We start from the raw sequence: 12,508 nt of genomic DNA, 5'->3' as shown, positions 1-12,508 counted from the left end.
GATAAGAATGAACAGAAAAACAATTGCGTGGTCTTTGCTTGCTTTCTCGGTAAGCGCTTCTACTGTTCACGCGCAGGAAAAGGTGGACTCTGTGGAGAATCGCTTTTCGTCCCGTCCGATTAGTGACGGTGATCTTATGATGAAACGCACTTTGTGGAGAAGGGTAGATCTGAAAGAGAAGCAAAATATCTCCATGTTCTCTAAAAACAACGAGATTACACGTTATCTTTTGGAGGCCGCTAAGGCGGGTCTGATAGACGCATATACGAACGATTCTTGTACTGTTAAGGTAACTTCGGGTGATATACATACGAGGCTTTTGATACCTAATCAGGTGGCTGGACTTTCCGCTGATGAAATTGCAGCTGGTTTTGGAACTCCTGCAGCTGCGGCGAACGACGGTGGCTGGGATGCAAAGCCAAAAGCTGACGCTACAAAGCAGGCTAATACTACAGATGATGGTTGGGGAGCACCTGCCAAAAAAGATGCCAAAGCGGAAGAAGCAGTTGTAGATGACGGTTGGGGACCTCCAAAGAAAAAATCTACCAAGAAAGGTGCCAAAACTGAAGTAGCTAAGAAAGAGGAACCAGTAGCAGAACCAGTTGTAGATACTTTCCAGCAGCAACAAGTTGCGGCTGCTACTGAGGAAGAGTACTTCCCTGAGCAACTTTCTATTCTTGAAATTAAGGAAGACTGGGCGTTTGACAAGAAACGTTCACGTTTGTACACCGATATTCAAACCCTGACAATCGTTCTTCCATCAGATCAGACGGCGAGTGGATTAGAATTACCGGTTGCTTCTTTCAGATACAAAGATGTAGAACGTTTGTTCCGCAGCGATCCCAAGAAGTATATCTGGTATAACACAGAAAATACGGCTCAAAATAAAAACCTTGCAGATGCTTTCGATCTACGTCTGTTCTGGGGTAGAATCACCAAATTCTCGAATGCTAATGACAGAGCGTTTTTGGATATCTATGGAGGTGAAAAAGAAGCTTTGATTAAATCTCTGAATTACGAGCAAGAGCTTATGGAGCTGGAGCACGGACTTTGGGAGTACTAGATCAAGTTAGTACTGAAAATGTTTTTTGGCCGTTCTTAAAATGGAAGAACGGCCTTTTTTATTGCTCGTAAAGCTCTTAAAGAAAGATAAAATAGGCCGGCTGAAGATTTTGTAATAGATTGAGCGCTGTATTATGCTATGCTTAGAATGAATTTATAGTTTAGGTATAAAATTACCCTCTAATAACTCTTGATTTTTTGATGTTATTAGAGGGCAATTCAAGTTAAACAGGCAGTAGCTTCTGTTTATTTATTAACTATTTTAACATTAGCTTCTGTTAAGCCAAGTGCCGATACGGCTTCTTCATAGGTTTTCCATTTCACCTGCCCATTCAACTTACCCTGCTTACTACCGGGGATGACAATTAGTCTGAAATCCTGAACAATTCTTACAGGGGGTTTTTCTGATGCAGAAGCTCTGCCAGACCAGTCAAGCTGAAATACATCAACAAAAAATGTTTTTTGTTCTATACCGTGATAGAACGAAAACTGACTTGAGCCAGCTTGAAAGTCTACAATGCCAGGAAGAGGCCAATATACGCCACCAGACTTAAGGTAAACCATTATAACGGCAGAATCCCATGCTTCTTCTTCTTCTGCCGACAAATCACTAACTGTAAGTGTAGGGAAATAGCCATCAGCATCTGTTGTATCTGCACCAAAGGAGTAAATTAGCGGTACGGATCCTATACCTTCACCATCCTGTCCCGCGGGACCTTGTGGGCCGGTTGCCCCGGTAGCGCCTTGCTCACCCTGTGGACCTACGTCGCCTTGTGGACCTTTGCAACTTACCGTTAAACCTACCAAACCAACCCAGGCAATCATTAATAGTTTTTTGAACATAATAGCTAAATGTTTAGTGAATGAAAAAATATAGTTTTTGACCTATACGCAAGAGATAGTGGAAGTGACGAGTTTGGTCGTCCAAAGTAGCACAAAGTACATAAAATATTTTTCAATCCCGCCTGGGGTTCAAAGAATCAATTTCTGCGTCGGTAGGTCGATAGGAGGTGTATTCGGCAAGATCTTTCCTGTTGGATTCAGGTAGTTGAAGGTCAACTTTCCAGTTCATGGAGGCGGCCAGCTGAAACATCATAAGCTGCACCTGATTTGTGGCAATCCGTGGAAGATCACTTTGAAGTGCTTTTTCATTCATGGTCTGCTTGGCCTCATTCAAAATAGAGGTATAATCGTCGCTGTGAAAGCGATTAAGCCAGCCTTGCTCTATGTCGTAAAACTTATAATCTGTATCCATAGAAAGTACCTCCGGCTCAGGGAAATAATCTATTACGATTTTACGGTTACTACCAGAAACGTGAAACCGCATTTTTCCAAAATCGTAACCTACCAGAACTTTCGCTTTGGCAATAATTAATGCTTTCTTTTTATCATTAATAAGGTTCCAGATACTTTTGTCGTGCTGATAATTATAAATTTCAGTGAAGTAACCCTCTGCCATCACCACTTTAAAGACTTTTTCAATTCTTTCAACCAATACCGTGGCTTCTGCCTGGGTATTACCGGAAGGAGTATTTCGTTTGGAAAGAGAATAATAAACCGCAGCTCCCAAGCCAGCGCCGGCTGCCAGTGATAAAATGAAAAAAAGTAGTGTGTTGCTATCCATGATCTCTATTTTTGTAATGTGGAGTCCGATACGACGGTAGTTATCTTATACTTCTGATGAATCATATAGTAACAGATAATCAGGAACAGGGGTCTAAATAAAATTCAGATAAAAAGCGGAGAATGCCAAATAGTAAAGAGAAATACCTGATTGTCCTTGCCGGGCCAACTGCTGTAGGAAAAACAGAGCTGGCCATCAGGCTGGCTAATGAATTAAAAACAGTGATCATCTCTGCGGATTCACGGCAGTTTTTTAGGGAACTCAACATCGGTACGGCAAAACCTACAGATAAGGAATTAGCAGCTGCCGAGCACTTCTTCATTAATTCTCACTCTATATCAGAGGTATATAGTGCCGGAGATTTTGAACGGGATGTTCTCACTTTGCTGGAAACACTTTTCGAAACACATGAATGTGTAGTTATAACGGGTGGGTCAGGTTTTTATATAAAGGCTGTGACGGAAGGACTTGATGCCCTACCACAGCCATTACCTGGATTGCGCGAATCTCTGACGCAAAAGCTGACAGAACAGGGATTGGAAGTACTGCAAAAGGAAATTGCTGTAATTGATCCTGTTTTTGCTGCTTCCAGTGAATTTTCGAATCCTCAGCGGGTTGTTCGAGCCTTGGAGGTTTTTGAAACGACAGGAAAGCCGATTTCGGAATATCAGCAAAACCTGAAAAATGACCGGCCATTTAACCAGATTCTGATCGCACTGGATCGGGATAGGGCTGAATTGTATAATAGAATTGATCTCAGGATGGATTTAATGTTGCTGCTGGGATTAGTAGATGAAGCGAAGCAGCTGGAAGCATTCAGGCATCATCATGCTTTACAGACGGTTGGCTACAAGGAGGTATATGGTTTTCTGGATGGGGAATATGATGAAAAGGAAATGATCAGATTGCTGAAACAGAATTCGAGACGATATGCCAAGCGCCAACTTACCTGGTTCCGGCATCAGGGAGATTTTCGCTGGTTTCATCCTGATACATTCGAAGAAATCCTTTCTTACATTCAAAGTAGTATGAAAAAGTAAAAGCCTGCCAACAATGTGCTGACAGGCCTCTGTGATAATATATTGTCGATAATTATGCCGGATATTCGTGAGGTAGCTCAATATTGATTTTCTCGTTCCAGGGCAAACCGTGCTGATTCAGCAAGTCCATGAATGGATCAGGATTCATTTCTTCCACATTGTATACACCTGGTTTCAGCCACTCCTCGTTAGTAAGCATCAGCATGGCACCGATCATTGCCGGTACACCCGTTGTGTAGCTTACAGCCTGTGCTTTCACTTCACGGTAGCATTCAGCGTGATCACAGTTGTTCCAAACATAGTAAGTTCTGTCTTCACCTTCTTTGATCCCTTTGATCTGGCAACCTATTGAAGTCTGACCGGAATAGTTTTCACCCAAAGAATCCGGTGCAGGTAATACTGCTTTCAGGAATTCAAGAGGGACGATATCCATGCCCTGGAATTTGATCGGAGCGATGCTGGTCATTCCCACGTTTTCAAGCACATTAAGGTGCGTGATATAGGCCTGTCCGAAAGTCATCCAGAATCTTGCACGTTTCAGCGTAGGGAAGTTTTTTACCAAAGATTCAAGCTCTTCGTGGTAAAGTACATAACTTTCCTTCGGTCCGATTCCCGGGTAGTCTATCGGTTTGTGGATAGACATGGCTGGAATTTCAATCCATTCGCCATTTTCCCAGTAACGTCCTGGTTGCGTAATCTCTCTGATATTGATCTCAGGATTGAAGTTGGTGGCAAATGCTTTACCGTGGTCTCCCGCGTTACAATCGATAATATCCAGATAATGCATTTCATCGAAATGGTGTTTGTTGGCATAAGCAGTATAGGCCTGCGTTACACCCGGATCAAACCCGCAACCCAGCAATGCCATCAGTCCTGCTTCTTTGAAGCGCTCCTGGTATGCCCATTGCCAGCTATATTCAAATTTTGCGACGTCTTTTGGTTCGTAATTCGCTGTATCCAGATAGTGTACTCCTGTTTCAAGACAAGCTTCCATCAGCGTCAGGTCCTGATAAGGCAGAGCTACGTTGATCAGCAATTTAGGTTGAAATCTTTTGATCAGAAGAACTGTTTCCGCAACGATATCAGCATCCACCTGAGCAGTTTGAATACTTACACCATGCATTTCCTTAATTTCAGCAGCTATTTTGTCACACTTAGCCTTTGTGCGGCTGGCAAGCATAATTTCGGTAAATACCTGGCTGTTTAGTGCGCACTTATGTGCAACTACACTTCCAACTCCACCGGCACCAATAATAAGAACTTTAGACATTTTGTGATTTTAATGATTGAATGACAGAACCTTAACCAGTAAACTGTTTTTCACTTTGATATTTTTGGCAAAGATAGGAGGACTATATCTTTTTTTGTTAATTCAGAAGTAATTTAACACAACCACAATGGACATTTTGTTGCTGATTGCTGGCATTGCCTGTCTTTTAGTCGGACTGGCGGGAGCCGTATTACCACTTCCCGGACCACCATTGAGTTACGGCGGACTTATTCTGCTTCATATCAGTAAGTATGCGGAATTTAGCAAGACCGCGTTGATTAGCCTGGGCTTTGTGACAGTTGTGATTGCCGTGCTGGATTATTATATACCGATATGGGGTACAAAAAAATTTGGCGGTACAAAGTATGGTGCGATTGGAGCAACACTTGGGCTGCTTGTCGGGTTTCTTTTTATTCCGGCAATAGGCATTTTTATCGGAACATTTCTGGGCGCACTTGTTGGCGAGCTCATTGGCGGTGCAGTTTTTCAAAGTGCATTGAAATCCGCATTTGGCTCCTTTATCGGATTTATCACAGGCATCGCAATCAAAGTGCTGCTATGCCTGGTAATGATCGGATTTGCAGTGTATGAAGTATGGGATCAATTCTGATTTCAGTACGTGACATTCCAAACCTAAAATGCCACATACCGATCATCTTCTTTATGTCAGGTGATTCCAGATCACATTATATATATCAGTAGCAACTACTTCTTTTGATGATAAAGGCTGGTCGGTGATGCAAACAGGGTAATATTCCTTTGCGGCGCTTATTCCGCCATGAGAGCCTTTTACCAATGTAGCGTCCAGCGGAATTACATCCATAAGATAGCGGAAACCCATCAATTTTCTCGCCAATTTATAACCAGCTCTTAATTTAATTAACGGATTGGCCGGATCCATAAACATTTCAACAGGATCATATCCCGGTTTACGGTGAATGTCAACCAAATGTGCATAATCCGGGGCTTTAGCGTCGTCATTCCAATAGTAGTAAGTGAACCAGCTATCAGGTTTGGCAACTGCAACCAGATCTCCCGCACGTTCGTGTTCGATATGGTAATCTTTCTGTTCTTCTCTGTCCAGCACCAGTTCAATTCCCGGAGTCTTTAACAATACCTCTTTTACCTGATTTTTTACAGAAGGGTTGTTGAGGTACACATGCGCGATTTGGTGATCGGAAGAAGCAAATGCTTTGGAAGCTCCTGCATCCAGCAATTCATACCAGCGTTCGGTACGTACTGAAATAAGTCCTTCTTTTCTCAGAATGCGGTTAATATGAATCGGATTGGAAACAGGATTGATACCATATTCAGAGAGTAGGATAATTTTACTGTTTTTAGCTTCGTAGAACTTAACAAGCTCTTCAACAAGCTTATCTATTTCCTCCAGTTCCGCCGAAATTTTGCCGAAGTCGGGTCCAAACTTTTGAAGACAATAGTCCAGATGAGGCAGATAGATCAATGTGAGTGTAGGATCATGTTTATCGTCCACCCACATGGATGCATCAGCAATCCATTTTGAGGATTTGATATTGGCATTCGGTCCCCAGAAATTGAAAAGAGGAAATTGTCCCAGGTCTTTCTGGAGGTTGTCTCTTAATTCAGGAGGATAGGCATAACAATCCGGTGCTTTCACACCATCCGCATGGTATTGCGGGCGGGGAGTTACTGAGAAATCGGCGGTAGAATACATGTTGTACCACCAGAACATTTTGGAACAGGTAAAATCAGGATTCAGCTTTTTTGCATTGTCCCAGATTTTGTCGCCTTTCACCAGTTTGTTGGATTGCTTCCAGAATTTTATTTCGGAGTCGTCTCTGTCATACCAGCCATTGCCCACGATTCCATGTTCGGAAGGCCATTTTCCGGTTACATACGTACTTTGTGCTGTAGTGGTAACTGCAGGCAGTACAGGTTTAATATATGTTAAATGGCGTTTCTCGACATAAGCCTTTAAAAAAGGAGTATGCTCTCCAATCAAATTGGCGCTTAGCCCGACAATATCTATAACAACTGTTTTGTTCATAACGATAGCATTGATCGTCCGGGATCATTACAGATCGGACAATGTTTTCTTAACCCACTCCATTTCTCTCACAATTGACTCACCAATCGGTTTTTGAATGTCTTCAGGTAAAACGCCCCATGTGTATGTTTCGACTTCAAGGAAAGTTGAAAAGGGTTGTTGCTTGTGAATAGCAAGTGTCTTGACAATCTCATTTTGAGTAGAATCCAAAACGCCATACGAAGAAATAAACAGCGGCACGTGGAAATGGATACGCCATTCTTCCTGGTTTTCATTCCAGTCTTCGAGTGCTTCTGTCAGATCAGGATAGTGATTGCTTGTATGGTCTGCATTTCTGGTAACCACCTGATGCAGATAAACAGGCTCGTTGAAGCTTTCTATTGCTTTCTTTTTGATCTCCGCATTTTTCGCAAAATCAATTTTCAACGCAGAACTGATCTGAATACGTCCTACACGGATACCAATTTCTTCCAGAGATTTCAGAATAGTTTCGGGCTCTTCGTACGCAACAGCAGCATGACAGATGTCGTAGCAAAGCTGAATATGTTTCAGGATCACTTCTCTCGCTACCTCAGGATCAAGTTCATGTTTTTCCTGAAGTCTGGCAATTCCTGCAGGTAACAATATATCCCGATACCAGTTCACAAAGTCATCAACATTATCCAGTATTCCATCCGGTTCAGGTTCAATATCCAGATGTAACGTCGTGCCGGTTTCTTTTTGAATACGGATCAGTTCGTCGAGCAAATCGAGTACATGTTCCGTAGCCGAAGAAGTTGCTTTTTGTTTTTCAGCCTCGTCCTTCCACCACAGCCGGTAAGAAAGGGGAGGAGTAGAGACACCGCCATCCATGCCATCGGGCAGGAGTTGCTGAAGAATATTAAAAAGCCGGATCGTGTAATTCAATCTGTCCTGAGTCGTCCAGTCGGGCGTGTGTACATCTCCTTTCACAACAGTATTATGGAATCCGCCATACGGGAAGCCATTAATCACAAACACATATATATCCTGCTCGTCCAGCCAGGTTTTGAACTCTGCCAGTTTTTCCGGCTTACTTAGTTCCAGAGAAGCTTCGTTAGCCACACGCAAGCCGAGCCCGAATGGTTGTTCCGGCGAAAGCTGGCTTTTAATATAAGGCAGATTATCTCTCAGTGCCTTAAAATGATCATCCCATTTCTCTCCGGGATGTATATTACTGCAATAGGTTAAGTGTCCTTGTGGGGTTAGCATAGGGCATAGGGATTGGTGAAAAGAGATATGGGTATAAGTTTATGCCCACAGCTCTTCGCTAGGAAATTTTTTCAGGTGTTGCCAGGGTAGCTGTTTCCAGGTAATCCACAGATTTCGCGATGATATCTGCATCCAGCTCATGCACTTCGACACCCTTACCGATTTTTTCAAGAAGCATGATAGTTAATCTGCCTCCCAAATGTTCCCGGAATTCCTGTAATCCGTTTCTTAAATTAATTTTGTCATTTTCCGCCAACTTAGGATGGTATAGGTCAAAGCCGAGTTTGGTCAGCAGATCAAGTATACGATAAAGATCACTTTCAGCTAACATGCCAATCTGAACTGCGTAAACACAATCCAATGCAATACCAATTGCTACTGCTTCTCCGTGACGAACTTCGAAATTGGTCAGGTATTCCAGTTTGTGCGCAGCCCAGTGTCCGAAGTCCAAAGGACGGGAAGAGCCGAATTCAAATGGATCTCCGCCTGCGATATGATCGGTATGCATTTCGGCACAACGGTGAATCAGATAAGCCATCGCTTCCTCATCACGGTTAACAAGTTTAGTAGCATTTTCTTCCATCCATGTGAAAAAGCCTGCATCTTTAATCAAAGCGACTTTAATGGCTTCAGAAATTCCTCCACGCCAATCGCGGTCTTCAAGACTGCGCAAGAAGGTTAGATCATTAAACACAGCTACAGCCGGAGCAAAAGTACCCAGAAAGTTTTTCTTTCCGTGGAAGTTAATTCCATTTTTCACACCCACACCTGAGTCATTCTGAGAAAGGACCGTAGTGGGTATTCTGATGAGTTTGATACCTCTGTGCGATACAGCAGCGGCATAACCTACAAGGTCAAGCACAGCACCTCCACCTATTCCAACAACGAAAGAATGACGGTCAATTCCATATATATCAACGGCTTTACACAGCTTTTCAAAAAGAGCAGGATCGTTTTTCGAGGCTTCCCCTCCGGGAACAAAAATAATGTCCTTTGCAAGTGCTATATCCTGAACCTGACTTTCGAAATAAGATTTGATGTCCTGTTCAAGTGTGGGGTGATGATTGGCAAAGCCTTCATCTACTACCACTAAGGCTTTACGCTGAAAGCCCTGATCTTTATAATTGCTGAAAAAGTCTTTCAGTAAGGGGTTGTTCTGGTGAAAAAGATTTTCAGTAAAAAATACCGAATACTGGTATTCAATCTGAAAACGTTGGTGTATCGTTTGCATTGAAAAAAGGCCTAAGAAATTGGTACTAATAGATAAACGCTAAAAAGAGTTTTTTTTACCATGTCAGCGTTGAAATATCTTCATTCTAATATGATTTTAATCATAAAAACTGTTTGAGGCAGGTATCAGGTGCCGTCAGGTTACTGCAAAAATTCTTGCAAGAAAGATAGACAACGGCAATAAAAGCAATACGGCAATAGCCACAGGCCAAAGTCCGAAAGCCATACACCAGGAAGCATTCATCACAATAAGAGATATAACACCAGCTTTCACGGCTTTTCCAATTAAAGGCCCCACGGGATTCAGAATGGCATTCCAGAGCGGACGTCCTATGAGCCAGGTGTGGAGCAAGACAAACGGTACGGTATACAGGATATTTCCTTGTTTTTGAGCGATCACAAGTTGAGCCGCCAGCACAACTGCGTACAGAAATGCTGCGATATAAAGTGTTCTTCGTTTTCCTCCATGTACTTCATCCTGGCTGATCAGCGTAATGGCTCCTATGTAGGCGATAGGTAGTAGTGCAATCAGTCCCCATTTGTCGATAGAATCGGGTAGTACACTCATACCGAGAATCAGATTGCCGCCACGGCACATTCCCATTGTGACAGGTCCCAAAACGGTGTGGTGTTTAGCAAAGCGGTTGTATATAACTGTAAGAAATGCAATGGCAATAGCAATGAGCCCGCTTAGTGAACTGTAAATGGTGGCAGAAAGAATACCGATAAATAAAAGGGTGATGCCCAGCGTCATGGCCGACTGCAAAGGCACTCTCCCGCTGGGTATAGGTCTTTCCGGTCTTTCGATGCTGTCGAGGCGGGCATCAAATACATCGTTCATCACCACACCACCTCCGTACAGACCCAACGTGGAAATGATAAGAGGGAGGGGAGAGAAGTCCGAGAATGTGAACTGGGCAATAGCCATCCCGGCCAGTATATCTGCTACTGCTGTAACAAGATTAGCTGGCCGGGTAAGCTGAAGATATGGTTTTAAACTACTCACTTTATTGGATCAGTAAAGAATTTTTGTTGGCAACGGGCTGCTGCCCTCCACGTAAAATTGAATTTCCATGGAATTTGGCAGTAAGATCATTGTTAGCTGATTGATCAAAATCATTGACATCAATCTGGCCACTTTTACCAAACGCATCAATCGCATTCTGGTAAGTTACCTTCACGATTGTGTCTGTTGAAATACCTCTCATTTTCATCAAAGCAGCAGTTTTAGGAATCGCCAGCGGATCAGAAATACCCCAGTCAGCTGCGGAATTGACCATGATGCGTTCCGGGCCATATTGCTCAACCACTTTTACCATACGCTCATTGCCCATTTTGGTAAAAGGATAAATCGTGAAAGCAGCCCAGAAACCCTGATCCAGAACACTTTTTACCGTTTCCTCATTGTTATGATCTACAATCACCCAGGAAGGATCGATCCCGTGTTCCAAAGCAATAGCCATGCTCCGCTCGGTTCCTTTCTTTTTATCCCTGTGAGGCGTATGAATCTGAACCGGCAGTTTTGCTTCTTTCGCCAGTTCCAGTTGCAAACGGAAATATTTCTCTTCGGCTGGTGTCTGGTCGTCGAAACCAATTTCGCCAATGCCTACAACACCTTCTTTGTAAACATACAAAGGCAATATTTCCATTACCTGTTCAGCAAGTGGTTCATTATTAGCCTCCCGCGAATTGAGGCCCATCGTACAATAATGCTTGATGCCAAATTGTGAAGAACGGAATCTTTCCCAGCCCACGAGACTGCTGTAATAATCCTTAAAACTGGAGAGACCTGTACGTGGCTGTCCCACCCAGAAAGCAGGTTCGATCAGAGCTACAATACCCGCCTGGTACATGGCTTGGTAATCGTCAGTTGTGCGGGAAACCATGTGGATATGCGGATCAAAAAAGCGCATTCCTGCGATAAGATCTTTGTAGTCGTTCCAGGCTATATCACGGTGAGCAGGTGCGTTGGCAGCGTCACTGTCTTCAAAATGAGATGGGTTCGGTGTTTGATTATGGTTAAGGCACATCAGGCGTTCAGGTCATTGGTTTCAAAATCAGCCCAGGTTATTTGTCCTGAACTTACTTGGTTTTTTAGTTCCGGGTATTGCGCTATGAGTTTAAGTGCAGGCTCATAGCCGGATGCTATACATACAAGTGCAGCAGCACGCTGGTTGTCAACTACGTCAGATTCCAACAAGTGACGCATGTCGTTGACAAGTGTTTCGTTCAGGAATGGACTTACCAGTCGCCATACCTGCGCAGGTACTGACCTTCCTGCTGCCCATCTTTCGTGTGCGAAGTCGGAAAGTATAAAAGCTAAAGTCTCATTGGCTCTGTTGTCAAGTCCTTCGAGCAGGTGTACCGGCTTATCGTTGAAAATCGTCTTCATCACCAGCTGATTCCACGCTGCTTCAGAGAAATACTTTTCAGGATAAGGGTTACGTAATGCAATGGCATCAAATACAAATCCCATGTTGGAACGTACTGCATCTGTCGCTCTGAATAACCATTGATCAGAGTAAGACAACAGAGGAAGTGCTGAATACAACGCTACGAGTTCATTCAGCTCAGCTGTATCGAAAAGTGTATTGATATGGTTGACATAAGTTTCCTTATCCGAGGAATCAAGTTGTGTGAGCAACCACACCCTGGCAAGTCTTACGAGCGACCAACCCTGTACCGAAAAACCCGGGAGTTCTGTATGCAATCTGGTCGCATCTCCTGACGAAGGCTGAATGATTTTTTTAGAAAGGAATCTCGGGCAGGCCACGAAAGCGGTCATCACTTCCATAGACTCCGCCTGGCTCTTTTGTTCCAGCCATGCGAGCTCAGTTTCAGTGGTATATTGGCTGAGAATCTCGAAAATTGATTTTGTTATGAAATCTGACATAAATTAAAGTTCATTCGGGTTACAAAGGTGACTGAACCTTTGCGGATTTAAAATGACCTGCATCAATCTTATTAAAAGCCTCATTGAAACAATAAAGTTTCCCTGATGCAGGATGATAGCGATGGAATGTGTG

12 protein-coding genes are annotated in these 12,508 nt (G+C 43.3%); 3 read left to right on the top strand and 9 right to left on the bottom strand.

Going from position 1 to position 12,508, the window contains the following annotated elements; all coding sequences use genetic code 11:
- Positions 1 to 7 precede the first annotated feature (7 nt).
- Positions 8 to 1,063, top strand: a complete 1,056-nt coding sequence (porN, locus tag DSL64_RS12295; RefSeq protein ID WP_115831203.1) for a type IX secretion system ring subunit PorN/GldN — start codon at positions 8 to 10, stop codon at positions 1,061 to 1,063.
- Between the two features lie 245 nt (positions 1,064 to 1,308).
- Here the strand turns inward: porN and DSL64_RS12290 are convergent, their stop codons facing one another.
- Complete coding sequence (locus tag DSL64_RS12290) at positions 1,309 to 1,905, bottom strand: collagen-like protein (protein ID WP_115831202.1); 597 nt, start codon at positions 1,903 to 1,905, stop codon at positions 1,309 to 1,311.
- Positions 1,906 to 2,017: 112 nt separating this feature from the next.
- A complete protein-coding gene (locus tag DSL64_RS12285) occupies positions 2,018 to 2,686 on the bottom strand; it encodes a DUF4230 domain-containing protein (RefSeq protein WP_115831201.1) in 669 nt (222 codons plus the stop codon).
- A gap of 122 nt (positions 2,687 to 2,808) precedes the next feature.
- On the opposite strand from DSL64_RS12285, the gene miaA reads away from it, so the two are divergent.
- Positions 2,809 to 3,726 (top strand): tRNA (adenosine(37)-N6)-dimethylallyltransferase MiaA, encoded by a 918-nt coding sequence (gene miaA, locus DSL64_RS12280; RefSeq protein ID WP_115831200.1) that lies wholly within the window; start codon positions 2,809 to 2,811, stop codon positions 3,724 to 3,726.
- A gap of 52 nt (positions 3,727 to 3,778) precedes the next feature.
- On the opposite strand, the gene DSL64_RS12275 is transcribed toward miaA, so the two are convergent.
- Positions 3,779 to 4,996: a saccharopine dehydrogenase family protein gene (locus DSL64_RS12275; protein WP_115831199.1), complete on the bottom strand. Its 1,218-nt coding sequence runs from the start codon at positions 4,994 to 4,996 to the stop codon at positions 3,779 to 3,781.
- A gap of 127 nt (positions 4,997 to 5,123) precedes the next feature.
- On the opposite strand from DSL64_RS12275, the gene DSL64_RS12270 reads away from it, so the two are divergent.
- On the top strand, positions 5,124 to 5,606 hold the full coding sequence (locus tag DSL64_RS12270) for a DUF456 domain-containing protein (RefSeq protein WP_115831198.1): 483 nt from the start codon (positions 5,124 to 5,126) through the stop codon (positions 5,604 to 5,606).
- A gap of 51 nt (positions 5,607 to 5,657) precedes the next feature.
- On the opposite strand, the gene DSL64_RS12265 is transcribed toward DSL64_RS12270, so the two are convergent.
- The 6 genes from DSL64_RS12265 to DSL64_RS12240 all read right to left on the bottom strand — a co-directional run bounded on the left by DSL64_RS12265 (position 5,658) and on the right by DSL64_RS12240 (position 12,375).
- Positions 5,658 to 7,022 carry an alkaline phosphatase family protein gene (locus DSL64_RS12265; RefSeq protein ID WP_115831197.1) on the bottom strand — a complete coding sequence of 455 codons (1,365 nt, stop codon included), beginning with the start codon at positions 7,020 to 7,022 and terminating at the stop codon, positions 5,658 to 5,660.
- A gap of 27 nt (positions 7,023 to 7,049) precedes the next feature.
- A complete protein-coding gene (gene eboE, locus DSL64_RS12260) occupies positions 7,050 to 8,252 on the bottom strand; it encodes a metabolite traffic protein EboE (RefSeq protein WP_115831196.1) in 1,203 nt (400 codons plus the stop codon).
- Positions 8,253 to 8,310: 58 nt separating this feature from the next.
- Positions 8,311 to 9,483, bottom strand: coding sequence for a 3-dehydroquinate synthase (locus DSL64_RS12255; protein ID WP_115831195.1), 1,173 nt, complete (start codon positions 9,481 to 9,483; stop codon positions 8,311 to 8,313).
- A 135-nt stretch (positions 9,484 to 9,618) separates the two neighbouring features.
- A complete protein-coding gene (eboC, locus tag DSL64_RS12250) occupies positions 9,619 to 10,488 on the bottom strand; it encodes a UbiA-like protein EboC (RefSeq protein ID WP_158547910.1) in 870 nt (289 codons plus the stop codon).
- Between the two features lies 1 nt (position 10,489).
- Entirely contained in the window at positions 10,490 to 11,512 is a 1,023-nt protein-coding gene (locus tag DSL64_RS12245; protein WP_115831194.1) for a TatD family hydrolase, read from the bottom strand.
- Positions 11,512 to 12,375: an EboA domain-containing protein gene (locus DSL64_RS12240; protein WP_115831193.1), complete on the bottom strand. Its 864-nt coding sequence runs from the start codon at positions 12,373 to 12,375 to the stop codon at positions 11,512 to 11,514. The genes DSL64_RS12245 and DSL64_RS12240 overlap by 1 nt, the downstream gene beginning before the upstream one ends.
- Positions 12,376 to 12,508 lie beyond the last annotated feature (133 nt).

The organism is Dyadobacter luteus, assembly GCF_003383615.1.
Lineage (GTDB): Bacteria > Bacteroidota > Bacteroidia > Cytophagales > Spirosomataceae > Dyadobacter > Dyadobacter luteus.
Note: the sequence above shows the minus strand (reverse complement) of the source record. Positions and strands in the feature narration are given on the sequence as shown.

Bases quoted from the DNA above. Each gene is read 5' to 3' on its own strand.
- porN (WP_115831203.1), top strand. From the start codon at position 8: ATGAACAGAAAAACAATTGCGTGGTCTTTGCTTGCTTTCTCGGTAAGC.
- DSL64_RS12290 (WP_115831202.1), bottom strand. From the start codon at position 1,905: ATGTTCAAAAAACTATTAATGATTGCCTGGGTTGGTTTGGTAGGTTTA.
- DSL64_RS12285 (WP_115831201.1), bottom strand. From the start codon at position 2,686: ATGGATAGCAACACACTACTTTTTTTCATTTTATCACTGGCAGCCGGC.
- miaA (WP_115831200.1), top strand. From the start codon at position 2,809: ATGCCAAATAGTAAAGAGAAATACCTGATTGTCCTTGCCGGGCCAACT.
- DSL64_RS12275 (WP_115831199.1), bottom strand. From the start codon at position 4,996: ATGTCTAAAGTTCTTATTATTGGTGCCGGTGGAGTTGGAAGTGTAGTT.
- DSL64_RS12270 (WP_115831198.1), top strand. From the start codon at position 5,124: ATGGACATTTTGTTGCTGATTGCTGGCATTGCCTGTCTTTTAGTCGGA.
- DSL64_RS12265 (WP_115831197.1), bottom strand. From the start codon at position 7,022: ATGAACAAAACAGTTGTTATAGATATTGTCGGGCTAAGCGCCAATTTG.
- eboE (WP_115831196.1), bottom strand. From the start codon at position 8,252: ATGCTAACCCCACAAGGACACTTAACCTATTGCAGTAATATACATCCC.
- DSL64_RS12255 (WP_115831195.1), bottom strand. From the start codon at position 9,483: ATGCAAACGATACACCAACGTTTTCAGATTGAATACCAGTATTCGGTA.
- DSL64_RS12245 (WP_115831194.1), bottom strand. From the start codon at position 11,512: ATGTGCCTTAACCATAATCAAACACCGAACCCATCTCATTTTGAAGAC.
- DSL64_RS12240 (WP_115831193.1), bottom strand. From the start codon at position 12,375: ATGTCAGATTTCATAACAAAATCAATTTTCGAGATTCTCAGCCAATAT.